Source organism: Shewanella algicola (assembly GCF_014648035.1).
In the GTDB taxonomy this organism is placed as follows: Bacteria; Pseudomonadota; Gammaproteobacteria; order Enterobacterales; family Shewanellaceae; genus Shewanella; species Shewanella algicola.
In genome coordinates this window covers 47,477-73,447 of sequence record NZ_BMQI01000006.1, presented here as the reverse complement: position 1 = coordinate 73,447, position 25,971 = coordinate 47,477, and the positions used below count along the sequence as shown (strand labels likewise).

The 25,971-nt window shown below is 41.9% G+C and carries 23 protein-coding genes and 1 pseudogene; 10 read left to right on the top strand and 14 right to left on the bottom strand.

All coding sequences use genetic code 11. From position 1 onward, the window contains the following. Positions 1-366: 366 nt before the first annotated feature. From IEY42_RS04190 to IEY42_RS04180, 3 genes are all read right to left on the bottom strand, one after another. Positions 367-1,245, bottom strand: coding sequence for a DUF3307 domain-containing protein (locus IEY42_RS04190; RefSeq protein ID WP_188924089.1), 879 nt, complete (start codon positions 1,243-1,245; stop codon positions 367-369). Further along, on the bottom strand, positions 1,238-1,888 hold the full coding sequence (locus tag IEY42_RS04185; protein ID WP_188924088.1) for a hypothetical protein: 651 nt from the start codon (positions 1,886-1,888) through the stop codon (positions 1,238-1,240). Before IEY42_RS04185 ends, IEY42_RS04190 begins: the two co-directional genes overlap by 8 nt. Positions 1,889-2,128: 240 nt before the next feature. Continuing rightward, the gene (locus tag IEY42_RS04180; protein ID WP_188924087.1) at positions 2,129-3,883 is read right to left on the bottom strand and encodes a protein adenylyltransferase SelO; all 1,755 of its coding nucleotides are present in this window, start codon (positions 3,881-3,883) and stop codon (positions 2,129-2,131) included. A gap of 1,954 nt (positions 3,884-5,837) precedes the next feature. Between IEY42_RS04180 and IEY42_RS04175 the strand changes: the two genes are divergently transcribed. Continuing rightward, a complete protein-coding gene (locus IEY42_RS04175; RefSeq protein WP_188924086.1) occupies positions 5,838-6,317 on the top strand; it encodes a hypothetical protein in 480 nt (159 codons plus the stop codon). 241 nt (positions 6,318-6,558) lie between these two features. Here IEY42_RS04175 and IEY42_RS22315 read toward each other — a convergent pair. Then, positions 6,559-6,798: pseudogene (locus tag IEY42_RS22315) on the bottom strand (transposase); the annotation flags it as partial. 721 nt (positions 6,799-7,519) lie between these two features. Between IEY42_RS22315 and IEY42_RS04170 the strand changes: the two are divergent. The 3 genes from IEY42_RS04170 (at position 7,520) to IEY42_RS04160 (ending at position 11,205) form a co-directional block, all read left to right on the top strand. Then, entirely contained in the window at positions 7,520-8,179 is a 660-nt protein-coding gene (locus IEY42_RS04170) for a DUF4124 domain-containing protein (RefSeq protein ID WP_188924085.1), read from the top strand. Between the two features lie 930 nt (positions 8,180-9,109). After that, positions 9,110-10,084 (top strand): DUF1852 domain-containing protein, encoded by a 975-nt coding sequence (locus IEY42_RS04165; RefSeq protein ID WP_188924084.1) that lies wholly within the window; start codon positions 9,110-9,112, stop codon positions 10,082-10,084. A gap of 56 nt (positions 10,085-10,140) precedes the next feature. Then, positions 10,141-11,205 carry a methionine synthase gene (locus tag IEY42_RS04160; protein ID WP_188924083.1) on the top strand — a complete coding sequence of 355 codons (1,065 nt, stop codon included), beginning with the start codon at positions 10,141-10,143 and terminating at the stop codon, positions 11,203-11,205. Between the two features lie 97 nt (positions 11,206-11,302). Here the strand turns inward: IEY42_RS04160 and IEY42_RS04155 are convergent, their stop codons facing one another. Both IEY42_RS04155 and IEY42_RS04150 read right to left on the bottom strand, forming a co-directional pair. Beyond that, on the bottom strand, positions 11,303-11,854 hold the full coding sequence (locus tag IEY42_RS04155; protein ID WP_188924082.1) for a response regulator transcription factor: 552 nt from the start codon (positions 11,852-11,854) through the stop codon (positions 11,303-11,305). A 31-nt stretch (positions 11,855-11,885) separates the two neighbouring features. Beyond that, positions 11,886-13,280: a sensor histidine kinase gene (locus tag IEY42_RS04150; RefSeq protein WP_188924081.1), complete on the bottom strand. Its 1,395-nt coding sequence runs from the start codon at positions 13,278-13,280 to the stop codon at positions 11,886-11,888. Positions 13,281-13,777: 497 nt separating this feature from the next. On the opposite strand from IEY42_RS04150, the gene IEY42_RS04145 reads away from it, so the two are divergent. Both IEY42_RS04145 and IEY42_RS04140 read left to right on the top strand, forming a co-directional pair. Beyond that, positions 13,778-15,184, top strand: a complete 1,407-nt coding sequence (locus IEY42_RS04145; RefSeq protein WP_188924080.1) for an alanine/glycine:cation symporter family protein — start codon at positions 13,778-13,780, stop codon at positions 15,182-15,184. 473 nt (positions 15,185-15,657) lie between these two features. After that, positions 15,658-16,245 carry a TetR/AcrR family transcriptional regulator gene (locus IEY42_RS04140; protein WP_188924079.1) on the top strand — a complete coding sequence of 196 codons (588 nt, stop codon included), beginning with the start codon at positions 15,658-15,660 and terminating at the stop codon, positions 16,243-16,245. A gap of 48 nt (positions 16,246-16,293) precedes the next feature. Here the strand turns inward: IEY42_RS04140 and IEY42_RS04135 are convergent, their stop codons facing one another. From IEY42_RS04135 to IEY42_RS04120, 4 genes are all read right to left on the bottom strand, one after another. Next, positions 16,294-17,064 (bottom strand): fumarylacetoacetate hydrolase family protein, encoded by a 771-nt coding sequence (locus tag IEY42_RS04135; protein WP_188924078.1) that lies wholly within the window; start codon positions 17,062-17,064, stop codon positions 16,294-16,296. Between the two features lie 135 nt (positions 17,065-17,199). Beyond that, positions 17,200-17,670, bottom strand: coding sequence for a Dps family protein (locus tag IEY42_RS04130; protein ID WP_188924077.1), 471 nt, complete (start codon positions 17,668-17,670; stop codon positions 17,200-17,202). Between the two features lie 177 nt (positions 17,671-17,847). Continuing rightward, positions 17,848-18,255: a phospholipase A2 family protein gene (locus tag IEY42_RS04125; protein WP_188924128.1), complete on the bottom strand. Its 408-nt coding sequence runs from the start codon at positions 18,253-18,255 to the stop codon at positions 17,848-17,850. Positions 18,256-18,401: 146 nt separating this feature from the next. Then, entirely contained in the window at positions 18,402-18,833 is a 432-nt protein-coding gene (locus tag IEY42_RS04120; RefSeq protein ID WP_188924076.1) for a PACE efflux transporter, read from the bottom strand. Positions 18,834-18,918: 85 nt separating this feature from the next. On the opposite strand from IEY42_RS04120, the gene IEY42_RS04115 reads away from it, so the two are divergent. Next, positions 18,919-19,800, top strand: coding sequence for a LysR family transcriptional regulator (locus tag IEY42_RS04115; RefSeq protein ID WP_188924075.1), 882 nt, complete (start codon positions 18,919-18,921; stop codon positions 19,798-19,800). A gap of 76 nt (positions 19,801-19,876) precedes the next feature. Here IEY42_RS04115 and IEY42_RS04110 read toward each other — a convergent pair whose 3' ends face one another. Together IEY42_RS04110 and IEY42_RS04105 are read right to left on the bottom strand one after the other, a co-directional pair. Further along, entirely contained in the window at positions 19,877-20,797 is a 921-nt protein-coding gene (locus IEY42_RS04110) for a nuclear transport factor 2 family protein (protein ID WP_188924074.1), read from the bottom strand. 96 nt (positions 20,798-20,893) lie between these two features. Then, entirely contained in the window at positions 20,894-21,763 is an 870-nt protein-coding gene (locus tag IEY42_RS04105; RefSeq protein WP_188924073.1) for an AraC family transcriptional regulator, read from the bottom strand. Between the two features lie 242 nt (positions 21,764-22,005). Here IEY42_RS04105 and IEY42_RS04100 point away from each other — a divergent pair, with 242 nt between their 5' ends. From IEY42_RS04100 to IEY42_RS04090, 3 genes are all read left to right on the top strand, one after another. Continuing rightward, on the top strand, positions 22,006-23,013 hold the full coding sequence (locus IEY42_RS04100) for a zinc-binding alcohol dehydrogenase family protein (protein ID WP_188924072.1): 1,008 nt from the start codon (positions 22,006-22,008) through the stop codon (positions 23,011-23,013). A 139-nt stretch (positions 23,014-23,152) separates the two neighbouring features. Then, positions 23,153-23,779 carry a putative quinol monooxygenase gene (locus IEY42_RS04095; RefSeq protein ID WP_188924071.1) on the top strand — a complete coding sequence of 209 codons (627 nt, stop codon included), beginning with the start codon at positions 23,153-23,155 and terminating at the stop codon, positions 23,777-23,779. A 13-nt stretch (positions 23,780-23,792) separates the two neighbouring features. Beyond that, the gene (locus IEY42_RS04090) at positions 23,793-24,098 is read left to right on the top strand and encodes a DUF1330 domain-containing protein (protein ID WP_188924070.1); all 306 of its coding nucleotides are present in this window, start codon (positions 23,793-23,795) and stop codon (positions 24,096-24,098) included. 9 nt (positions 24,099-24,107) lie between these two features. On the opposite strand, the gene IEY42_RS04085 is transcribed toward IEY42_RS04090, so the two are convergent. Together IEY42_RS04085 and IEY42_RS04080 are read right to left on the bottom strand one after the other, a co-directional pair. Beyond that, positions 24,108-25,070, bottom strand: coding sequence for a LysR family transcriptional regulator (locus tag IEY42_RS04085; RefSeq protein WP_188924069.1), 963 nt, complete (start codon positions 25,068-25,070; stop codon positions 24,108-24,110). A gap of 207 nt (positions 25,071-25,277) precedes the next feature. Next, positions 25,278-25,583, bottom strand: a complete 306-nt coding sequence (locus IEY42_RS04080; protein WP_188924068.1) for a type 2 periplasmic-binding domain-containing protein — start codon at positions 25,581-25,583, stop codon at positions 25,278-25,280. Between the last annotated feature and the right edge of the window lie 388 nt (positions 25,584-25,971).

Here is a 25,971-nt window from a genome sequence, read left to right as displayed (position 1 = left end):
TTGCAAAATCAATTCAAGGGTAACGTCAGTGACTTCCCCCTTTTACAATCTTGCTAAATGGACTTATTCACACTGATGTTAATCTAGCGGGTACAACGCTTTGGCATTGTTTGCTTGTATTTATGGCTGAATTTAATTTTGATTAAGAATGACTTGATTGAAATTACATTAAGCTTAATTAAATATAATCAACTGTCTACACAATGCTTGGTGACTATACTCAGCGTCTATCTGTTATGGGAATGGGGATAAACGCTGATTATAGGTATCGCTTTTAATCTGCATAAGATTATCAGGCCTCTATAGATTTAGAGGCTTTTTTTTGCGGTTTTTTCTGTTGTGGTAGTAACACCGTGATCAGGTTATTTATTTCAGTTTTATTCCTAACCCCAATGAAACTACTGCCCCAATCAGAGTGGTGATCACCACCGACAATAACGAACCAATCAATACATACTCAGTCATGCTGCGGTTGGCTGATTGATTTAACTCACCAAATCTGAATATCGACTTGGCGGCTAATACAAACCCCACCGCGGCATAGCTGCCAACCAGCGTAAACGTCAGTATTAATAATCGTTCCAGATAACCAATCAACTCGCCACCGGCAACCAAGCCGCTGACATTTGTAGCCCCAGCGTTAACAGGGCTAGCGGTTGTCACTTTAGCAACCGCTGTAACCGGATCAGCTGCAGCATCGTTAGCCTCCATGGTGTCGACATTTACTGAAGTGTTTGCATTTACGCTAGTATCTTCCGCTGAGTTTTCGATGGGATATTTACCCAACACAGCACCTATCACAATTGAGGTTGGCTTGAGGATAAGCAAGTAAGCAAACACCACTAACACCCCATCTGAAAAGTGCTCATGCGTTAACACGGCCTCAATCGATGCACCATCGGTGACATGAAACGCAATCGCTACCAGTACCAACACATGCAAAGCCTGATCAATCACAAAGTAGGCTAACTTACCGCCCTTGGGTGTGGTCACTTTCCATAAATCAATCACAAAATGCGTCACGGCAACAATCACAACTAAGCAAACCGTTGAACGCCAATCAATGCCTAACACCATTGCAGGCAGTATTAAACCTACTCCATGTAACAGCGAGTGAAAATATAACTCAGGTGAACGGTATGTGTGCGCTTTTTTAGCCTCAACCCAGCTATCGGGTTGAAGATAAAAGTCACAAATGATGTGAATAAATAAAAATGGGATAAGCACGCCGAAAAAATCAAACATACTTGAGCCCCGCAACTTTGTCGATAAACCGACTGTTCAGCTCATTAATTAATGGCCACCCTGACGCTTTAAGTGACTTACTGGCAGTCGCTGTCGCCACATCAAGCTGTTCTGCTAATTCACTGATCGACAATTCTTGATTGGTGCGAAGCATGGGCAACATGACTTCGCATTGGCGCGCGGTTAACTCGGTCAGTTGTTTATCAAGGTATTTAAACAGCAAGTCAAAGTACTCTGTGAGCGTGATCCTATCGGAGCTAAACAATAATCTGTCATTTTTAAGGCCATTAAGCCCTCGGCCAGAAAGCACAAAAGCAGGCCCCATCGACTCCGACACCGACTCACGTAAATCGGCATTCGCGGCAATGGCAAAACTAATGCGGCTATCAAAGGCTTTACCCAGCGCTTTAATGCCAATGCGATAGATAATGGTGTATCTCAAGGCATTTTCAATATCATGCACTACAGACTGAAACTCATCACCGCGCTCAATACTGTGCGCATTGGCGCTATGCCCTTCGCTGATCCATGTCTGTATTTTTTTAATGCGTTCAAGTAGTTGCTCAAACTGGGCTGATGTAAGCTTGGTTGAGTCAACAACATCGCCAACAATCACCGCTATCGGTTTATAAGTAGACTCCACACAAGGCTCCTTTGTTTGCAGACTGATACCAATTTAGCCACTTTAGGCTAATAATGCAAATTTAGCCTTTTTTGGCTAATAGCGATTAAGCGCACAAGCCTTACCGATTTAATTAGCCGTTAATGGCTAAATATTAACATTTAGCCATTTTAAGCTAATGGCAATCACACTATCGAGTCTCAGCTAGCTTGAGAAGAACCCAAAAATGCACTGAGCATCACAGATGTTAAATCAGACAGTTTATGACGAGCAGCTCAAGTGCGACAATCCACCGATAGCAAAATATTCAGATGCCTTAAGACGATAAAAGGTGTCCTCTACTTCTTGAGATTGCTCTGCATAAGGATCGGTCATCACAGCCTGCAGTTCACGCAGCAAGGTATAATCACCCTGGCTTGCTTGTTGGTATGCTGGCACCAGTAACCATTCACGCAAGCTGTACTTAGGGTTAACCTGTTTCATCTGCTTGGCGATATCGTCATGGCTGCGAGTCAATACGCTAATGTCATCGCTAGTGTCATCGCTATTAGCCTCACTGCTTAGCAGCGAATGCCACTGTGCTAACCACGCCACCCAGCGTTGCTCTAACCCCTGCGGCCCTTGCGATAACTCTCGGTAAAAACTTTTTGTCAGTGGCCCAATATCATCAGGCAACGATGAGAGTTCACGGAAAAACATTGTGTAATCAACAGAGGTTTGCTGCATCAGGGTGCTAAGCTCAGTAAATAGCGCCGCGTTAAAGCGGTTAAGCCCCAATTTAGTCGCCCACATCTGCTCCATTTTTGTTTGCATCTCAGTAGAAAAATCATTAACCAATTGCTGAAGCCCATCTACACCATCGGCTTCATTTACTAGCAATGGACTTAATGCGGTACAAAACATCAAGTAGTTACGTTCAGCGGCTGCGTCTTGATTTAAAAACGCAAAGTGCTGCCCGCCGCCGGTCCACGGTTGATATTGTGGGTTAAACACATCGCAAAAACCAAATGGGCCGTAATCCAGGGTAAAGCCACCGGCGGCGCAATTATCGCTATTAAAGTTACCTTGGCAATAACCCACACGCACCCAATTAGCCACCAATGACGTTAAACGGCTACGGAACTCACTTGCGAGCTTCAGCACTTTATCGCGCAAAGGTAGTTGCGGGTCGATAACATCGGCGTATTCACGATCAATTAAGTGAAGCACCAGCTGTTCAAGCTCTGCCATCGCTTGCGGATGTTCATGTTTGCGGGCGCGGCGGCCAAAAAGCTCAAGCTGCCCTACCCGAATAAATGACGGTGCAACCCGAGTGGAAATCGCCACGGCTTCGGTGATCATCCGATCGGGGTCTTGCTCACGCGAGCCTTCGGAGTACCAAGGACGCTGCACTGTTTCGGTTTTCGATACATATAAACTCAGCGAGCGAGACGTGGGTACACCCAGCGCATGCATGTGCTCCTGGGCTAAAAACTCACGTACACTTGAGCGCAATACCGCACGGCCATCTGCACCGCGGCAATATGGCGTACGTCCGCCCCCTTTAAGTTGCATCTCCCAACGCTTGCCATTGATAACGGCTTCAAGCACAGACACCGCCCGGCCGTCACCATACCCGTTACCGGTTTGGAACGGACATTGCTGAATATATTCGGTGCCATAAATCGATAATGCATAACCACATGCCCAACCAAGCTTGCTCATTGGCTCAGGGACATTAGACAGATCACCAGAGAACACGCGCATAAAATCAGCAGACTGTGCCATGCTGTCAGCAAAACCCAATTCATCAAAAAAAGTACTGCTGTGGGCAACATATTCAGGATGTTCAATCGGTGTGGGATTAACGGGAACATAATGGCCCGAAAATACTTGCCTAGGCCTATGATCAGCACCATGAGATGTGGCATCAGGATCGCGTTTAAGTGTGTTCATCAACGAGTAATTGGCCCATTTAGCAAGGTCTTTCACTGTCTCGACAGTGGCGTTTTTTTGCGGGGACAGTTGATTAGTCATAGGGATACCTGGTTGATTGAGTAGAAGGTTTGTTCACCACTGGATGACTCATCGTATCGACGATGAGTCGATTTGTTCAAGTTCTGCAACGGAACTTTTCAGCATATCGAAGGCCTGCGCTGCGATATTTAAAAGAGCCTGAGAGAAACCAAACCTATGGTAACGACAGCTTGTACTAATGAAAAGCAGACTTTGCTACATCTGTAAAATTGATAATTTGTCATAGGGATAAGGTGTTTTTTTATACGTTGTACTTATGGCCTACGACCACTAGCGTTGTGGCACTTCACTGACTCCAAAGTTGGATTAAATGTTACTCTAATTCTTAAGTTTGGGATCCAGGTGTTTCATTAGTCGTCGTCCCGGCAATGCTTTTGAGCCGGGATCCAGGTGTTAGCTTTGTGCTTTTGTACTTATGGCCTACAAACACTCACGTCGTGGCGCTTCACCCATTGCAAAACATATAGCGGTAAGGTTTTATTTGGCTTCAACATGGCATTCACTTACCGACACGCGCTAGTGCATCCATGTAGCTCGACCGACCCGTCCATGGGTCGGACGGTCGGCTCGCAAACCACCATGATGAAGCTGTTAATGTTTGTCTTATCAGCAAGTTTTAAAGAGTTGTTTAGTGAGGTGCATGCGTTGGTCAGCTCACGTATTCTTTTGTAAAGAGTCTTCAACGGCCTCAAGTTCAGAGTTGAATGTAGGTATTTCAAGCTGGGCATCTAACTCATTTTTAGATAGAAGCTTTATAGCTGCTTTCTCGTCGTCCCGGCAATGCTTTTTAGACGGGATCCAGGTGTTTGTTTTGTACTTTTGTACTTATGCCAGTTCACGTATTCACTTGTAAAAAGTCTTCAACGGCCTCAAGTTCAGAGTTGAATTTAGGCATTTCAAGCTGAGGCATCTAACTCATTTTTGGATAGAAGCTTGTTAGCTGCTTTCTCGTCGTCCCGGCAATGCTTTTTAGCCGGGATCCAGGTGTTTGTTGTTTTTGTTTTGTACATATGGCCTGCGGCCACTAACGTCGTGGCGCTTCGCCCACACCAGACCAAGAGGAAACCAACGGCTGTTCCCTCTTGGATCTCCCAGCCGCCACATCAAAATTATCTGAAAAGCGATAATTTCGCGACGTGGTCAAATCCAGCTTTTAACTTCGTCTGAGTATTCTTCAGCCTTATTCGAAAATGCTAACGCTTCAGATGGGGCGTCCCTTCCCCTCTAAAGCTAGCTGGCCGTCCATGGCCAGCTCACGTCATTTTCTTCAACGGCCTCAAGTTCAAAGTTGAATTTGAACTGTTGCAAGAAATATTCGTAACTCATTGTTGCCGCGTAGTTTGTTTCAAATATGAACCAGTGGCAACATTTTCTTCAACGGCCTCAAGTTCAGAGTTGAATTTAGGCATTTCAAGCTGAGGCATCTAGCTCATTTTTGGATAAAAGCTTGTTAGCTGTTTTCTCGTCGTCCCGGCAATGCTTTTTAGACGGGATCTAGGTGTTTGTTTTTATTGTTTGGTCGTTTTGTATTCATGGCCTGCGGCCACTCACGTCGTGGCGCTACGCCTAGCGTCTAACAGCACATCTTAACTGACTTAAAAATATCGGATCAGTATCCTGTGTGAGCCATAATCCCTACCTTTATGTTGTGTGTAATGTAAACAAAAACAGTTGTAATGGTGTTTGGCGTGTTTTTAAGACAAACCGGCTAACAAGTAAACTAAAGTAGTACGATAAATAATTTGATTATTTTGTAACACATTGAAATAAATTAATTTTTATTTATTGCAGCATCTTGAGTCCACTTTTAATGCGCAAGCCCGCTTTTATTTGTCAGTAGAGTTAAATAAAACGGCTTTACATCAAGAAGATAGTAAATGTAGGATGTTATTAATCAATAACTTGAACGGCCGACTTTAAATTTACTTTGCCGTTCAATAAGCTGTTACATGCCATGAAAGTATCTGATCTACAAAATGTATTTATCGAAGAGCTGAAGATTCTTTTAACTGACTGGAAGTTTGTTAAGAGTCAACGTCACTTCAAGAAAAATGAAGGTGATGTTAATTGGTATCTTCATATAAGTTGCATAAATCACATAAATGACTTTGATGCAGTAGGTAATGTTGCAGTAGAGTTCAAAGCAGGAAACGAGAGAATTTGTATTGTGGGCGCAGAGCTAGGGAATATCGAAGGAATTGGGCAGCATCGATTTCAGATTTCCAATAGTGCAGAAGCTACATCATCAGCGCTTGGGATTCATGAATACTTTAAAGAGCATGGTTTGCCGTTCCTGTACAAATATAGTGATCCTAGTGAGGTTGTTTCTACTCTACAAAAAGGTGGTACGGAAGCAATGTTGATAAGTCCACTTCTAAACAAGCACCAAGATCAAATTAACCAGCTGAGTAGCCACTATGAGCTCAGCATGTAACCGGAAAAAACGATGCCACCGAAAAAACGATGCCACCCATTTCTTGAACAAATAACATAACTCGTTTTCATGGCTTTGGCGAGGGTTACGGTCGATGTGTTCAACTCATCAATTGTTATCGATATGGCTAAAATATTATCGTTAAATGAGTGATTTATGGTCATCTAAGAAATTCAACACAGCAGAAAATCTTGATATCAATCAATTGTAAGGAAGATAGTGGTTTTTCAATAATTAATGCTTAAGCGCACAGCCAGCGATGACAATTTGCCGCGCCTTGTCGTCGTTTTCGGTCTAAATGCTCACAGTATTCGGTTAACGCAGGTAAGGCGCCGACAGCACCTTTAAATAATGCACCAAACTCAGTGGTGATTTTAAGCCAATTCTCGGCGGGGATGTTTAATCGATTCAGAATGTCCTGACTGCTTGAGCTAATAGCGCCACGCTTATCTTCTCGAATAATCCGACCGGTATCTTCAACCTGGCAAAAACGATGCCACCCATTTCTTGAACACTTTAAAGAAATGGCCTAACTCACTTTTTGGTTAGCTATTTATTACAATAATGAACTGCGACCCATCCATCTCTTAGTGAATATAATCCTATTTTATTAACTGTTTATTTGAGCTTGGCATTACTCAATATTTTTTCTGTGTCCCTGGTCATCACTTAAAACAAGAGTAGAGCTACGCCAGAGCCTTAACTTGTGATACCCAAAACACTTTGTGGGGTTAGCCCTCTCACAAGCAACAGCTGCTTAAAAATGGGGAGCATGTTTATTTTGATTCGTCGTCTTGTACCCATGCTTCGCGGGGCTACCCTTACCAACTCATTCCTAGCCTATGCCTCATATGATGTTCTTGTTCATCGGCTCGCATTCTTTATCATAAAAAGGCTAGTGGCCTCCTCCAGACCAAACATCGCGATTAAGCCCTTGCCATTCGCTAGTAGTTAACGTTTAATAACAGGATGTTATTCTCTAATTGATAAGAGTAACGGGCTTACCTGTGACCTTCCTACAGAGGACTTTCACCTTATTAGTTCATGCCCATGCTTGGCGTATACAAGCGCATCAAGTCGCTCGCAAGCTCACTGGGACACCAAAACTACACGGCAATTTGTTTTGGTGCTTCGCCCAAGTTTAACCAAATAGCCGCTACGTTTTGCACCCCTTAAGCGAGCGCTAGTTTTAAAGGATACGTATGAGAAAACTTCTAATAATTGGGCTATGTTCTATTTCATTTTTAGGGACAGCGTCAGATATTTTTAAATGTAAAGATTCAAGCGGTAAAGTCACATATAGTGATATGCCTTGCTTAACTGATTCAGGCACGGAAGAGAAATTAAATAAAAGGGAGCCTCAACCTAATGATGTTTCTAATTTAGCTTCTGTTAATGAAAAAATAGAACCACTTCAAGGTTATGATTCCAAAAGCATCGAGCACTACTTAGAATCATTAAAATTTGATAAATTTAGTCAGGTTCTTTCTGGAGTTCAAAAAAGTAGTTTTCATGGAATTGATATCAAAAAATTAGTTAATGAACCTGATGTTAATTTGGAAAAATTATTATTAACGGATGAAAGCTTAGAATATCTATTTTCTGTATCCAAAGACTATAAATTATTTTTTGTGAGGAAAGCAGTATATAACGATGATGCTAATTCACATCCTTTTTTGGATCTAAGTGATAGCAAGATTATTAGCATATTATCAAGTAGAGGCTTTGGCCCCCCTGAGAATAGGTTTAATGAAGGTGACTACACCTGGAAATGGAATGTAGCAGGACTAAAGTGTGAATTTCGTTATAAAAGAAATCGATTTTCCCCTGAAAAGAGATTTCAATATGGTTGTAACAATTAACCATGCTTGGTCAGTTATTTTAAAACTAATCGGCTAGCCGGAGGTATCTAGCCTCCATACCACCCTGCATGCAGCTCTGCACACGGCAGAATGGCCAATGAGACTCCAGGCATCAACATGGCATTCCCTTCGGGTAGAGCAACGCAGGTGATATTGCCGAGGGCGGTTCATTTACTCTCTTTAAAGAAATGACCTAACTCACTTTCTGGTTATGAATTTAGTAGGGATAGAAACAGTTCAATACTTGTCCTACAAGCTAATTTATGTCCAGAAATGCATTAGATCGTTCAATTACAAACTAAGGTTAAATCGAAGATAACTATACGGCGGAAGTCATCGCAGCTATGACCTTCGAAAACAGGGATGTTTTCGCAGAGGGCCCAGGGATGGGTTTACCACGTGTCATAGAAGTGATTACATTGAGTATCGTTACCTAGCACTATCATTTAGTCTGCATTAAATTTTTTAACACTTTCCGTCCAAAAATGAACTAGATAGCATCTAAATTAGTGACCAACTTTCATTGGCCACTCTTGTTATGGTGTGGGCAAAGCGACGTTAGCGGCCGCGGTCCATAAACGACAAAAGTACAACGTAAACACCTGGTTCCCGGCTCAAAAGCATTGCCGGGAGGACGAAAAAGTCGCTAACAACCAATGTTAACTTCAGGCGACTGCCTAAGCTAATCACACTGTTTACTGATGATGAATTGCGCTCATGTTGCAGGTGAAATAAACCCGTTTTTGTTGAAGTGCCAAACCACGTATAAATAACTCATCGCTTAGCAAACAAGCTTATTTAGATTTGATATTAAGCTGTTACTCAAGCCGTCAGTTTGAAAAAGTGCTGAGCTCTACTGACTTAGCAGTCAGCGCAATGAGTAACGCATCAATTCGGGTTTGAGAGCAGAAAAATGGGAACCACAACATCATGAATAAACAATTTACCTTTACCGTTAATAGCATTTGTCTTGATGAAAACTATCATCCCTCAGACACAACGCGGATCACCACCAACTTTGCCAATTTAGCCCGTGGAAGCTATCGTCAGGCCAACTTACGCAACGCGTTAACAATGATAGACAATAGTTTTAATGCCTTAGCGCATTGGGATAACCCTAGAGGCAATCGTTATACAGTCGAACTTGAAATCATTTCGGTCAATATCGATATAGCAGGCAGTGGCCAAGCCTTCCCGTCGATTGAAATCTTGAAAACCACCATTGTGGATAGCAAAACCAACAAACGCATTGACGGTATTGTTGGTAATAACTTTTCATCTTATTTACGCGATTACGACTTTAGCGTCTTACTGCCAGAACATAACAAAGACCAAGCGCAATTTAGTATTCCAACTGACTTTGGCGAACTGCATGGCAAGCTATTTAAGTCTTTTGTGAATTCAGATGTTTACAAACAGCACTTTGCTAAGCCACCGGTTATCTGCCTCAGTGTTTCCGATAACAAAACCTATCAACGCACTGAAAATCAGCATCCGGTATTAGGGGTTGAATACCTGCCCAATGAGTCGTCGTTAACTGAGCAATATTTCCAAAAAATGGGGTTACAGGTACGCTACTTTATGCCGCCCAATAGTGTTGCGCCGCTCGCGTTTTATTTTGTGGGTGATTTACTCAATGACTACAGCCACCTTGAGCTAATAAGTACCATTAGCACCATGGGCACCTTTCAAAAAATCTACCGACCTGAGATTTATAATGCTAATGCCGTGGCAGGCAAATGCTATCAACCGAACTTAAATAACCTCGATCATTCACTCACTCAGATTGTTTACGATCGCGCCGAACGTAGCCAACTGGCAAGTGCGCAAGGCAAATTTGCAGCGGAGCACTTCATTAAGCCCTACCAGGCAGTGCTTGAGCAATGGACTGCTCATTATGCGTAATCGCTAGGCTTAATAACCCAGGTTAACCGTTAACCCCAATTGATGGCATTAATACTATGAAAACACACCTTAAAAACACACTATTACCGACTTCAACAGCTGGCAGTTTGCCTAAACCTTTATGGCTGGCCGAACCTGAAACACTGTGGTCCCCCTGGAAATTACAAGGTGACGAGTTAGTTGTTGGCAAACAAGATGCGCTGCGTTTGTCATTACACGACCAACAGCAAGCAGGCATAAATATTGTTAGCGATGGCGAGCAAACACGGCAACACTTTGTCACCACCTTTATTGAACACCTCAACGGTGTTGATTTTCAAAAACGTAAAACCGTTAAAATTCGTGATCGCTATGATGCCAGCGTCCCTACCGTTGTGGGGCCTGTGAGTCGGCAAAAGTCAGTCTTTGTTGAAGACGCCAAGTTTTTACGCCAGCAAACCACACAACCAATTAAATGGGCGCTACCTGGCCCCATGACCATGATAGATACACTTTTTGATGACCATTACAAAAGTCGCGAAAAACTTGCCTGGGAATTTGCCAAAATACTCAATCAAGAAGCCAGAGAATTAGAGGCTGCGGGAGTGGATATTATTCAATTTGATGAACCAGCATTTAACGTGTTTTTTGATGAGGTGAATGATTGGGGCATTGCATGTTTAGAACGAGCCATAGAAGGCCTTAAATGCGAAACAGCGGTACATATATGTTATGGCTATGGCATAAAAGCCAATACCGACTGGAAAAAATCCTTAGGATCAGAGTGGCGTCAATATGAGCAAGCGTTTCCTAAACTGCAACAATCGAGTATCGATATCATCTCACTCGAATGCCACAACTCTCATGTGCCAATAGAACTGCTTGAACTCATTCGCGGTAAAAAAGTCATGGTTGGCGCGATTGACGTGGCAAGCAATACCATAGAAACACCAGAGGAAGTGGCAGACACGTTACGCAAAGCCCTGCAATTTGTTGATGCAGACAAGCTCTACCCTTGCACCAATTGCGGCATGGCGCCGTTATCGCATCAAGTAGCCACAGACAAAATTAACGCCTTAACTGCCGGTGCTGAAATTGTCAGAAACGAGCTTTTAGCCAAGAAGAATAAGCTTCAAGGTTGATTATAAAACAGTTTACATAGTTGGATAGATAGGTCATTTACGGCCAATGTTGATTAAAACGTAGGCCTATCTAACCCACTCAACAAAAAATTAAAAACTATCGATTATCTGCCGTGGGCTTTTTTAATAACTTGCGCTGCAAAGTGCGACGGTGCATGCCGAGTTGGCGGGCGGTTTCTGATACGTTGCCATTATTATTGGCGAGCACTTGTTGAATGTGCTCCCACTCTAAGCGTTTGGGGTTGAGGGGCTGTTCAGTAATGGCTTCAAATTCATCGGGTTCTGCACTAAAAGTCGTGCTGGATGAATGTAGCGCATTGAGCAGGGTTTGGGTGTCGACAGGTTTAGCAAGATAGTTATCTGCGCCTAAACGTATCGCTTCTACTGCAGTGGCAATGCTGGCAAAGCCGGTAAGCAATACCATATACACATGGGGCAATTGCAGCCTTAACGGTTTAATTAACGACAAACCATTACTTTGTGCCAGCTTCATGTCGAGTACAATGTGCGTTGGCATAAATTGTCTGGCCATTAGTAAGCTGTCGCTGGCATTGTCACAGGTTTTACATTCAAAACCGTGCCGAGTAAGACGACGCGCTAAAATAGTCGATAACGCGCTATCATCTTCAATTATAAGTAATTTATTCATCTACGTCCCAATGTCCCCTTAGCGATAACCGTTAAACCTTTGTGTGATCCGCTTTGGCTGCTAATGGTAAAGTCACGATGGCTTCTGTGCCGCCCTGAGGATGCGCTTTAAGGTATAACTTACCGCCTAAACGCTCAAAACTGGTGTGGCTTAATAATACCGCAATCCCCAAGCCTTTAGGACTGCTAACCATATTACTGCCTAATGTGGATAATAAATGTGTCGCAATACCCACGCCATAGTCGCGAATCATAATGTTGATCTCTTGAGGCATTATCTGAGTAGATGGCGAACGAGATGACGATACGCTGATATTAATGTCGACTTTGGCACCTTGTTGATTGTCTTCACTAGCCTGGGCGCCATTTTGAACGAGCGCCAATAACGCCGGCAGTAAACTCATGTCGGTATGCAAAATGGCGGTTTCTGCCTCTGGTGAAATATGTAGGCTTATTTGCGTTTCGGGCATTAATAAACTGACCTGCTCTGACAGCAAGGCCACCAGCTTAGCAACCGATTGTTGCAACTGTTTTTGCTCGCGAATGGACTCAGTCGCTAAGCGTAAGTCGCTTAAGGTCACTTCACAGCGGTTGAGTGCTTGCTCCATATCAGCCAGTAATTCAGTTTGCTCGGCATCTTCGGCTGTGTCTGATATTTCATCGACTAATAAGCGTAACGTTGCCAATGGCGTGGCGAGTTGGTGCGCCATTTGTGCTGATGCGGTACCTAACGCAAGGATCTTTTCTTGCCTTAATTGCGCTTCACGTAAATAGCGTAACTCAACATTTTTTTGCCGAATACGTTTAGCAATAAAGCCCACGGTAATGGTCAGCACTAACGCTGAAATAACAAAATTGAACCACATGCCTAAATAATGTGAGCTCATGTCCATGCTCATATTCATGCTGTGACTCATATTGGGATTGGCAGGCATGTCCATTGCCATTTGGCTCATATCATGGCCTGCATGCATATCTGCGGCAGTGTTAGCTGTATCATCAACGCTATGATCAGGAATATTGATAATCATCAAACTATAAAACGCGGTAGACAACGCTGTTAACGACCAGGGCGCCCACCCAGGTAAAGTAATTGCTGAAATGGCTATCGGCAGCAGTAATAATGAAACAAACGCATTGGTGGCACCGCCGGTAAAATACAACCAGGTGGACCAAAATAAGGTGTCCAGCAGTAAGGTTAAAAACAATAAACCATGATTGTCGATACTCAGGCGATGAAATCGATAACTAAACCCCACATAACACGCTTCGATAATCAATACATAACTTAAGGTTATTGGCGGTGTGGTTAAGCCAAATAAATCAGCCGTAAACACAATAAGGCCTATTTTTAGGCCCCAGTTAACCAATCGTAACAGTGCTAATTGTTGTTGATTTGCACTAAAAGGCAGATTCAGATTTGCCATATTTATCATCCTAACTTATTGACGCAACCCTATAATCTCACAGCAAACAATAATCAACCTAACGACACTTATCAATTGCGTAAATATTATCCGAAAAAACCAATCGATATTGCCGCCTCCCCACAAGCCTACCTTGAAATGAACCGCTAGGTGATTTTTTTATCGATTAGGAAAGGGAACGACCATTACCCGCAATCAATGCCTTGCCTAAACGCGTGTAAATTCTTGCAGAAATCGAACATCTTCAGGTTGATTGGGTATATATGTTGTTAACGATGCTTCAAATCCAAAGCTTTTGGTGTTATTAATGTATTTTAATTGCATAACCATTCTACCGAGTTGTTTGACTTAATTCTATTTCAGTCTATTTATGAAGCGGTTACCGACAAAAAATGCTTACCCACTTTTGAGTACATTGACTGGCGACATTAACGTCAGACAGCTTAAGACGGCTAATAAAAAAACTCAAACAATGAGATAAACCAGGGATTTGTTCAATGATTAATGAAATTGTGTCATTCGCTAATAATGTTTTATGGGGCGAATACCAAATACTGATCTACATATTAGTATTTGCAGGTGTATGGTTTTCATTGAGGTTACGCTTTATTCAACTGCGCCACTTTGCTTATATGTTCAAAGTCATGAAAGGCAGTACCCAGGGCGATAAGTCAGGGATCAGTTCTTATCAAGCTTTGTGTACTGGGTTATCAGCCCGGGTAGGTACCGGTAACTTAGCTGGCGTTGCCATGGCGATATCTCTTGGCGGCAGTGGCGCCGTGTTTTGGATGTGGGTGATTGCACTGCTCGGTATGGCTACCGGGTTTGCCGAAAGTATTTTAGGCCAGCTGTATAAAGTCAGAGACGATCATAAAGAATACCGCGGCGGACCCGCCTACTACATTCGCGCGGGGTTAAATAAACCCTGGCTTGCCGTGTTGTTCGCGCTGTGTTTATTTTTAGGTTACGGCATTAGTTTTAGCGCCATGCAAGCTAACACCATCACCGATGCCCTTAATCACACCTTCGAGATCTCCAGCGTGTACTCAGGTGCTGTTATCACCTTTTTTGCCGGCATTATTGTGATGGGTGGCCTGCGAAGTATCGCCCGCTTTGCAGAATTAATTGTGCCGTTTATGGGCCTTGCCTTTATTTTGGCAGCAGTATCGGTGACCTTAATCAATATTCAGCAAGTACCCGCTGTGCTAATGGATATCTTTAACTCGGCCTTTGGCTTAACTGAAGCTGGCGCTGGTGCATTAGGCGCGGCAATTAAAAACGGTATTCAGCGTGGTTTATATTCAAACGAAGCCGGTGCCGGTAGCGTACCGCATGCGGCGGCAGGTGCAACGCCTGTGCCTAACCATCCGGTTGCGCAAGGTTACGTGCAAATGCTCGGGGTGTTTATCGACACTATGGTGTTATGTAGCTGTACCGCCATTGTGATTTTACTGGCGCAAGGTAATATCGGCAGCGAAATGGAGGGCATCCGTATTACTCAAAATGCCATGACTCATCACATGGGCATGAGCGGCGATATGTTTGTGGCCATTATTATCACCCTATTCTCTTTTACCTCTGTGGTGGCCAATTACGCTTATGCCGAGAGTAACTTACACCTGTTTAAGCTTGATAATATTTATGGCCGTACTGGTTACACTCTGTTGTATTTAGCCATGGTGTATTGGGGCGCAAACGCCAGCTTAAAAGAAGTGTGGAACATGGCCGACATGGCACTGGGCTTAATGACGGTGGTCAATATCAGTGCATTGATGCTGTTAACTCCAACCATTGTTAATTTAACCCGCGACTATCAAGTCAAACTTAAAGCCACTAACAAACCAGAGTTCAAACTGGCCGATGTAAAAATCCAAGGTAAAACTGAAGACGGTGTATGGTCGTAATACTGTAAATACTAATTCAAAGATAGGTCGCTAAAAACATGACGTTGAGTCACCACACGAGTTCACGTGTTTTTATAAGCAATTAAAGCCTAATAAACATGGAATATACCCAATCAACTTGAAGATCCGTGTTTCAGAGCTTCACCGTGTTTTCAATACTAGGCGCGTTAATGCGGTAATGTAGGTACCTTATAAATTAGCGCAACAACGCTCTTGATTTAACAATCAGGGGAACACGGTGAAACTCCCAAAGGGCAAGTTTTACACGCATTTATGCTGCGTTATTGATTTTGGAAAGGGAATGACCATTACCCGCAATCAATGCCTTGCTTAAACGCGTGTAAATTCTTGCTGAAATCGAGCATCTTCAGGTTGTTTGGGTATATACTCATTTGTGATTAAAAATTAATGCAATACACTGGCCTTACCTCTATGCGATATCGTAAAATAGAGTAATAACTAAAGAGGGGCTCATGGCTAATATTTCAAAATTTGATCGCGACGATGTACTTGAAAAAGCAAAAAACCTATTTTGGCAAAAAGGTTTTTTGGCTACGTCTACGCGTGAAATTCAAACTACCATGGACATGCGACCTGGTAGTATTTATGCCGCATTCGGTAGCAAAGCCGATTTGTTTCATCAAACATTAATTCATTATGCTCAAACATCAACAGATGTACTTAATGAGCAATTAGCCCAACATGACCACGCTTGGGATGGGTTAAAGCAGTATCTTCGCGGCTTAATTGTGCCGTGTAGTGCACAAGTACCCAGTGAATTATGCATGGTGATGCGCACGCTTGCAGAACTTGATGAATCGCATCAAGAAACGCTCGATATCGCAAAAAACCTACTCACTCAGGTTGAAAACCGTTTTGCGAATATTGTTGAGCAAGCGCAACAGCAAGGTGATTTGTCGGCAGAATTTGATAAACAAAAAATTGCTAAAAAACTCCAGGTTCACATTATTGGCTTACGTTCGTATTTAAAAGCCACTGGCGATACCGACACGGTCAGCCAACAACTTGAAGAGTTTTTTACTCAATTAGAAACACAATAAAAAAAGCGCCTCAGGCGCTTTTTTTTCATCTATAACCACGCCTACAGCCTAAAATGCATTTATAAAGCTGACGCTAAATTGGTCAATGTTTTTATATTCAATACTGACTTCTGTCGCCATCGGCACGTTAACCACTCCGCAATAGGAACCGGTAATAATCGCCTGCCCTGCACTGAGTTTTACGCCCTTTTGTGCTAAGTAGTTAATCATCCAATACACAGGTAATTGCGGCAATTCACACGGATGCTTACCGTTAAAAGACTGCTGTTGATTATTTGCAGTTACCACAACATCAACATGGCTTGCTTGATAAGCGACCGATTTAGGAATTTGTGGGCCAATATACACACCCTGGTTACTTAAACCGTCAGCCAATTTTTGCAAATAGCTTGGTTGACTGTCGCGGCTAAAACGATTTTGAATTAACTCTAATGCCATATGCGTCGCATTGATAGCACTGTCAATCTCTTGATGACTATAGTGTCGATAAGGCTCAATATCCTCGCCTAAGATGAAAGCAATTTCTGGCTCAATAAGTGCTAAAGCCTGCTCATCTTTTATCGTTGGGATAATGCTACACTGTTGACCCCGCTCAGCGGCTTGTAAAATCGGTGCCACAATAAGTTGATCGTTTGCTTGCGGAACAAGGCATTTCCAGCCGGAAATATGACCATTTAACTCAGCCATTTTTTGTTGAACAGTGATGGCCTGGTCAATATTTTGTGCAGTAAAAGCGCCAAAATGGGCGTTTGGGTTGACGTTATTTCGTTGTGCAAATAAGTGTTTAGCAAGTTCAGTAAGGTGTGTGTTGTCGGTCACGGCAGCATCATCATAAAATAAAAAACCTACATTAACGGGTTTGATTAACTTTTTCTAGCGGCAAATAAAAACCGTTGGCGGTAAGCCAACGGTTCTGTATTCATTTTAATATTATTAATCTGAATTGAGGTTAAGTTACTTGCGGGTTGCGCGTAACATCCATGCGGTTTTTTCATGGATAACCATACGATCAGACACAAGTGATGCAGTTGACTCATCATCAGCAGCTTGGGCTAACTTAAGTACTTCGCGTGACGTTCTTACCACTTGCTCATGGCCTTTTATCAGTAACTCAACCATCTCTCCAGAAGAAGGTACACCTTCAACCTCTTTAATTGAACTCAAACGAGCAAACTCTTTATAAGTCCCAGGCGCAGCAACATCTAGAGTACGAATGCGTTCGGCAATATCATCTACTGCGGTCGCAAGCTCAGTGTAATGCTCTTCAAACATCAGGTGTAATTCGCGGAACTGTACACCGGTAACGTTCCAATGGAAGTTATGAGTTTGCAAATAAAGTGTGTATGAATCGGCCAATAAACTTTTTAGGCCTTCTGCGATTTTAAGACGGTCATCTTTTTTGATACCAATATCGATCTCTGTCATGTTAACTCCTTATTTTGATGAATTAATCAACAAGACAATACAACGCATACTGCAAGCGAAATAGTGATCTCTGTCGCCTTTAGCGCAATATTGTCTAAATCTGCTTATTTATACTTCACTGTGTCGATAATAGATCATCTAAAAATCAAAAAAACGGTTAAATTTACAATTTTTAATCTATTTTTGTGAGATCGTGCGGATTAATGTGTTTGTCGATAATAACTCGACTTGTTTGAGTTCATCGGCAGTTAATGCGCCATAATCTCTTGGATAAGGCCAGCCATAGCCCCACCTAAATTGAGTAGGCAAGTACGGTGTACCGCCCACCCTCACCCCAGCTAACATCAATAAGGCAATTTGTGGCTGGCCGACTTTAGCAACACATACTCGCAACGCTTTATCTGAAGCCAGTCGCTCATCAAACGTGCCGCCTTTCCAGTAATCAAAGTCGTGTTTTTGACAGCAACCAAGCCATAATTCACCCTGTTCAAAGGTGCCATCAGGAAATACACTGCAACCGTCGCTGGTAAACGGCGCTAAAGTGTTAGCGCGCGCAAAGTGAATTGGGAACATCAAGACGAACATAGAAAGTAACAATACACTTAGACGATAATGCATTACGCTTGGCACCCTACAGAAATGAATAACCCCTTGATGATGCCACAGTAACCATGACTCTCATATAAAACTATCCATTATTTGTCGTCGATAACGACCTAACTACGATGCGTTTAGTTAATGCCTAAGGTTTTACCAAACCAGCGCTGGTAAGGTTGATAAATATCGTAGGCCCAATTAAACACACCGGTATAAATAAAGAAAAACAATAACACGCCACCTTCCAGCATCAAGGTATCGATAAGGTTTAAACTTAAATACCAGGATACCAATGGCAGGGTTACCACTAACAAGCCGCCTTCAAAACCCGTAGCATGAACGATACGAGTTGATAAATTACGCGTCACTCTGTCACTGCCAAATAATTTGTCGAACCAGATGTTGTAGACATAGTTCCACATAACAGCAAGAAGTGACAAACCAATACTGACCACCAACATATCTGTAGTGCTCTTCTCCATTAATACTGCACTCACAGGGACAATGATGGCTGCAGCCAATACTTCAAAAGACACTGCGTGAAATATTCTCTCTTTTGTTTGCATACTGAACTCCATTATTGATGACGTTTGAGCTATTCTCATCCAATATAAGGATACTTAATAGTTAGATACTATCTGGAAAAGCGATATGTATAGCATTGATCAACTTGAGGCGTTTGAAGCGACAGCAAAAACTGGCTCGTTTTCAGCGGCGGCGCGTTCACTTAATAAAGCGCAATCTGTGGTGAGCCAACATGTCATCAACCTTGAAATAGACTGCAATGCTGCGTTATTTGACCGCAGCGGCCGTTACCCGCTATTAACACAGGCAGGTGAAAAGCTTTTATCTCATGCGCAAGTGTTATTAGCGCAACATCAACGCTTACGTTCTTGCGCCCAACATCTTGATAAACCGTTTATTTCTGAGCTCACCATTGGTTTAGATGAAGGCATTCCCTTTCATAAACTCTCCAGTATGGTTAATCAACTAGAAATCGACTTTCCCAATACCACACTGGAATTTTTTACCGCATCGAGTATTGATATTGTCGACTTGATTGACACAGATAGAGCCGTAACAGGAATTATTTTTAGTGAGTTGTCACTGCCTTCTCACATTGATTATGAATCCATTGGTTCGATTAAGTTTGATATTTATGTTGCGAGCGCTCACCCGCTAGCTCAACAACAAGTCAATAATCTGGCCAACCTTAAGCTGCATAGGCAATTGCTAATGCGCTCGCGTAATAACAAATCGAGTGACTTTCAACTCGCCTTAAGCCCAGACATTTGGTACGCAGACAACTATTATGTGTTACTTGAACTGACATTACAGGGCAATGGTTGGTGTTTACTGCCCAATCATATTGCCAATGAATATGTTAACAATGGCCAACTGGTATTATTGCCCAGCGAGTTTAACGATATGGGCTGGCATGCCAATGTTGATGTGATTCAGCATCATCGCTATAGCCTGGAGCCAATGTTTAAGCAATTTAGGCATTCGTTAAGGCAATTATTGACGCCATAAACAATGCGCATAAAAAAACACAGGCAGCTAAAAACGGTCTGTGTTTTATAAAATGCAGTACACAACTCATTGGCGATTAAAAACCAAATTTACCGTTACTGTTTTTCCAGTCCGTTTGAGCCGGAATGGTTTCAATGGTGTCCCAATGTTCCACAATCATGTTATTTTCAACACGGAACAAATCATAAAATGCCACATGTTGCTGCATGAATGTGCCTTCGCTAATCGACAACACAAAGTTACCTTCGCCAAGTATTTTATGGTTGTTTTTTACTACCATTGGCATGTCCATTTTAGTGAGCTCGCCTAAGGCTTTGCCTAGGCCACTTAAGCCGTCGCCAATATTCGGGTTATGCTGAATATAATCGGTATCTTCGCTACCAATAAATTGACCTATTTTGGCCATATCACCTTTGATCAAAATGGTGTTTACAAAATCGGCCACTAAGGTTTTATTTTGCTCGGTTTTGTCCAAATCCGTCACTGCTGTTGCACCGTCAAACTGGCTATGACCACTTGGATTTGCAGCGGCGATGGTTTGTAGGTTATCCCAATGTTCAACAATTTTACCGTCTTCAAAGCGGAAAATATCAAAGCCTGCTTTTGGGCCAAAAAAGTTATATTCGGTGTGCGTAACCACAAAGTTACCGTCTTGGAATGCACGCTTAACCTGAGCTTTTGCGCTGCCTTTAGGTAACTGCTGTATTACCGCACCAAACCCAGCTAAGCCATCAGCAACCCCTAAGTTATGCTGAATGTATTTGCTAGGGTTGATATAACCAATCGGCGCTGGGTCGCCCGTTTCAATACTGCTGACTAACTCTACCACTTGTTGCTTATAGCTTATTTCAGCTTGTGATTTTTCGGTTGCGGCAACGCTGTTGCCAGACACTAAAGCTCCACCCAATAGTACACTCGTAACAAGTGCACTGATAATAGATTTACGCGCTGCTGAAATGCTGTTAACTGCGATGATTTTGTTAGTAATGGTATTCATGGATAAGTCCTCTGGTTTCAATGAGGACAGTTTATAAGGCTCACCAGTTTGTCAGTAGAGTGTAAATGAGCCTTAAAATGGTCAAAGTCGAACCTTTTAAGACAAATGGTGTTTTATAAATTGGCTTGGGGTCAGTTCGGTTTGATTTTTAAAGTATTTAACAAAGTTACTGCTGTCTTCAAAGCCAAAATCATTGGCTAATTGTTGAGTCGTGTTTTTGCTCACCACAAGGCGACGCTTTATTTCAACAATGGTGTAGGCATCTATCATCTGTTTGGCGGTTAAGCCTGTAGCCAGTTTGCAGATTTGATTGAGGGTTTTATAGGTTGTATGGATTTTGCCTGCATACCAATTAGCATCGCGCACTTGTTGTACATGCTGCTGCATTAAACTGAAAAAACGTGCCAACTTGCTACTTTGTTCAGCCGATAAATTGTCGTGGCTTAATGCCGGACGTAAACGATGCAATAACAAGGCTAAAGCCGAAAATAAATACATGACAATAAGCGGTTCTGAGGCCGGTGTGTTTATTTCAGTTTGAATTTGATCAATTAAAATATGACTGCGTGCATGGTGAGTGCTGTCTAACTGCAATATAGGGTTATGCTGCTGATTTAAATGTGTAGGCGTGTAGTTAGGTAAGCGCATATTGGCATGCACTTTATCTAAGAAAGCCTGGGTAAACAGTATTACCTTACCTTGAGGTTGCCCCGAAAAATCAAAGCTATGCACTTGTTCGCGCTGCACAAAAATCAATGAACCCGGCCCAAAGCGATAATGGTTAAAATCGACCATATGTTCGCCCTCACCAAGTTCAATATAAACCAGCATAAAAAATGACACGCGATGCGGGACTTGAGGATCATGTCCTATCATAGAGCGAGTATACAAATTAGACAGTTCAATGATCTCAAGTTCTGCCTGATTAGTTTTATGGTGATTAAAACCAATATTAGGAATGGCCATACAACACTCAACATTTCAATTAAACGACGTTTAGTTGGGTTATTTTACGCTTTATCCATTCTCGAAAACAATCATTAACACTGACAATAAACATAAACCGGTATTTATTATGGACATTTAAATCCATAATCATTGGTTCTAATGACTCTGTTTGTCCCCCGCTAAATTTGGATAATGGTGCCATCAACGGCGATAAGCACAACCTGTTGCCTTTAATTTTTTCATCAGTAAGAGAGTCCATTATGAAAGCCATTGCATATCAACAAAACTTACCGGTTAACGATCCATTATCGCTTCAAGATATTCAATTAGACACTCCTGTAGCAACAGGTCACGACATTTTAGTTGAGGTGAAAGCAATATCCGTAAACCCTGCCGACTTTAAAATTCGCCAAGGTATGCCAGCACCAGAAGGTGAATGGAAAATATTAGGCTTTGACGCAACTGGTATTGTTAAGTCTGTTGGTGACAATGTGAGTTTATTCAAGCCTGGTGACAAAGTGTGGTATGCCGGCGATATTAGCCGTGCAGGCAGCAATGCAGAATTTCAGTTAGTGGATGAGCGCATTGTGGGCCATATGCCGAAAACATTGTCTTTTGACGAAGCCGCTGCTTTGCCATTGACTGCTATTACCGCATGGGAGTTATTGTTTGACCGCCTTAACGTGGATAAAGACAATGCCAACAAAAATATTTTAGTGATTGGTGCTGCCGGTGGCGTTGGCTCTATTATGGTTCAGCTACTTAAAAAGCTGACCAAGCTGAACATTATTGCCACGGCATCACGCCCAGAAACCGTGTCATGGTTACAAGACTTAGGCGCTGATCATATTATTAATCATCGTTATAAATTGAGTGAACAGTTTGTCGAAAAACAGTTGCCATTAGTCAACTATGTGGTGAGTTTAAATAACACCTCTGAGCACATTGAAGAAATTGAAAAAGTGCTTAAGCCTCAAGGTCAATTTGCGTTAATTGATGACCCAGAAACCTTAAACGTAGTGCCATTTAAAATGAAGAGCATTTCTATACACTGGGAGCTCATGTTCACTCGCTCTTTGTTTAAGACCGATGACATGCAAGCACAATATCAACTGCTAAACGATGTTGCGACATTAATCGATAACGGCCAAATCAAAACCACGGTTGGCGAACATTATGGTGTGATTAATGCCGACAATTTACGTCGAGCCCACCAACGTCTAGAGACCCAGCAAGCTAAAGGTAAAATTGTTTTAGCGGGTTTTTAATGATGACGAACGGGTTTATCTGAAAAAATAATCGGAGTCTGACTCCTTTGAAGCACTCTTTATCATCGTTACGATCTCTAAAGTGCTTATCGATATCAACACTAGATTCAGCAACTATATTATAAATTTGGAGCATTGCATGTTAACGCAAATAATTAAATTTACCGTAAAGCCACAATATCAACAGCGCTTTAAAGATGCATTAATCACCAACAAGAATGGCACCCGTAAAGAAAAGGGTAATACTGATATGGCTATTTTTGTTGATAACACCAACCCGAATATTTTCTTTGCTTATGAACGTTGGCAAGATGCGACCGCATTTGAGTTTCATAAAAACCAACCTTATACCCAAGATTTTATTACGTTATTAGGTGACACATTAGACACTGCCCCACAAGTGTATAAAGTAAACGACACCAAGCCTTACCCGGTTGCGATGACACCAGCCAATCCTGAAGATGATATATTTTCAATTTTCTTTATTTTCCCAATTCATTCTGAATTTCGCCAACCTCTCATGACACAGTTTGAAGACCATATTCAGCACACTCGTCAAGAAAATGGTAATTTATTATTTGACCTTTACACCGTTCAAGATGATGACAACACCTTAGTAGTTTATGAGCATTGGCGTAAAGAGTCTGATGTATGGGATATTCATTTCAATCAACCTTACGCCAAAATTACTGGGGCAATAATGGAACAAGCCGTTGTAGGTGATATGCAACAATATATGAATTTTGTCAGTGAAATAACCGAATAATAGGAGATCTTTAATGAGTGCATTTTTTATCATTAATTATGATGTTGTAGATCAGAACTTGTACGCAAAATACAATCCAGGTTCAAATGCAATTACAGCAAGTACTGTTGCCAAACATGGTGGTACCATTCTTGCTGCAAGCGACTCTGGAATTGATATTATCGGTCAACAAGGCCAAATAAAAGTGATCATCCAATTTCCAAATTCTCAAGCGGCAAAGGTGTGGTTAGACGACCCTGAATACGCCCCCGCTAAAGCTATTCGTTTAGCCGCTACTGATAATATTAATCAATATATTGTCGACGGTTTAGCGCAGTAATTGTAATATTTATCCATTACTTGAACCTTTGTAAAGCTGCTGATAATCAGGTATGTGCGATAACCAAAAAGGTGGCGTGCCAATATAGTTTTGCACCGCCTTTATAAACTCACTGACCAATAACGTTTGTTTACGATGTGGATACACAGCATAAATGCCGGTATCCATTGTCGACAAACTATAGTCAGTTAACAACGGCATTAAATTGAATTCCGCAATCGGCTTTTCTAAGTTAAATAAATCAATCAAGGTATAGCCCAAACCATCTGCCACCGCGGCAATCATCGAACTGACATCACTGACTTTTAAATTACCTTGCATCTTATAGTTTTTAAACTGCTCACCATGAGGTTGCATACTTAATCGCATCACATCTATGGACGATTCACCATTGCTATAAATAACCGCTGGCAGGGTTATCAGCTGTTCTGGCGTGGTTGGCATACCATAACGCTCAATAAAATCTTTGGAGGCCACTATTGCAAAGTGAGTTTTGGCGATTTTTTTGGCAATTAAATTCGACTCCGCTAAGTGTCCCATCCTAAAAGCCACATCAAAATGATCTGAAATAATATCGGCTTTACGGTCATCTAAAGACAGCGTCACTTTGACATGAGGATAACGTTTCATAAACTGACTAATCACCGGCTGCAAATAATGTTGACCAAAAAAGATGGACGAGGTTATTCGAATAATCCCTTTAGGTTCAGACTGGTACGAGTCAGCAATGTTTTGAATATCATCTAAGGTATTTTGTAAAATATGCGCTTGGGTGAGAATTTCTTCTCCCGCTGAGGTTAACGCAAATGAACGTGTAGAGCGATTAAGCAGCTGCACACCGAGTGTCGACTCGAGTTTTTTAATTTGTTTCGACAATGCCGAATTATCCATGTCGTGCAACAATGCCGCCTTGGCAAACGATCCCTGTTGTACAACATCAACAAATAACCCAAGCTGATTAGTCAAAGACATAATAAATTCCTTAAAAATAAAAGCTGTTAACGCCGATTTTACACTTGGTCCCAGGATGGCGGCGTTGAGTAATATTGGCTAACAAACTCAATAAAACAGGCCACTTTAGGCACTAAATATTGCCGATTTGCATACATCATATACAAACAGACAGGCTTAGGTTAATAACCTTGTAAAATACGGACTAATTTACCTTCGGCTAACGCTTTACCTGCAATAAACGTTGGTTGAATGACAATACCGCCGCCTAATATCCGTATTGACCAGCAACCAACCATTATTGGCAATTAAATTGTCATTAAAATCAACAGCATGATGCATGTTGTCAAACCCTAAAAATAGCATTGCATCATCAGAAAATACATACTTCATATAGTGATGATGCTGTAATTCAGTCGGGGCTTTAGGTAGGCCACGTGCAACAAGATAATCTAGTGAAGCCATAATCGCGATATTGATTGGCGCCACTTTTTTACAAATGTATGACGAGTCAGCCAATTGCTCAATACTCAAGCTAACAAAATACACCACGACGTTGAGTATGAATTGCTAACACTTGATGCTTATTCATTTTCTTAAGCGATTAGGAATATATTAATTCAAAAGCACCTGAATATTAAGAGACCTTAGTATCATTAAACAACTGTATTAATAATACTAATTGGATTTTATGAACAAAAAACACACAATCAAATTACAATTATTCAAAGCTGATGGATCTCTTGCATAAATCAGCATAAACTCAAAAAATGTTGCTCAATACTACTGTCCTACATCACTAAATCATGCTTTTTGAGTTTTGTTTAAAAGCTCACGTAACCTCGTAAAATTTCGCTTATATTACTTTATCAAATGAGTTATCTTGTAACATAGCGTACACATATAGAGACAAAGTCATTGA